Origin of the sequence: Micromonospora sp. SL4-19, assembly GCF_047921475.1 — a bacterium.
GTDB lineage: Bacteria > Actinomycetota > Actinomycetes > Mycobacteriales > Micromonosporaceae > Micromonospora.
The window spans coordinates 1-404 of sequence record NZ_JBLROB010000093.1; the positions used below are offsets into that span (position 1 = coordinate 1).

Sequence of the window (404 nt, forward strand, 5' to 3'; positions counted from 1 at the left end):
AGGAGGTTGCGGTAGGCGAGGGTGATGTTCACGTGCTGACCGAACTCGTCGATGCCGACGAAGATGGGGTCGAACATCGACAGGCCAGGCCCCACCGGTATCCGGGTGTCCGGGGCGGTAGCGGTGGTCATGGTTGCCCTCCTTGGGCGTTGGTGGGCGCGAGGAGCCACACGAACGAGCCCCCAGGGCTCCTCGCGTCCGGGTTGGGTTGGGTCAGATCAGGCCGTCGTCGTGCTGCTCGTCGTGCCGGTCGGCGTCGAGCTCGGCGTCACGGCGGTAGTCCCACGACCGTCCGTCACGGCCGCAGGCGTAGCAGTGGAAGTAGAAGCCGTCGGTGGCCTCGTCGTACTCGATCTGGGTCATGGGTCAGATCCAGTCGGAGACGTCGTCGACATCCGGCGACG

The 404-nt window shown here is 66.8% G+C and carries 1 protein-coding gene; it reads right to left on the reverse strand.

Annotated features, from left to right (window positions below; genetic code table 11):
• Positions 1-213: 213 nt before the first annotated feature.
• On the reverse strand, positions 214-363 hold the full coding sequence (locus ACNAVT_RS31830; protein WP_358061974.1) for a hypothetical protein: 150 nt from the start codon (positions 361-363) through the stop codon (positions 214-216).
• Positions 364-404 lie beyond the last annotated feature (41 nt).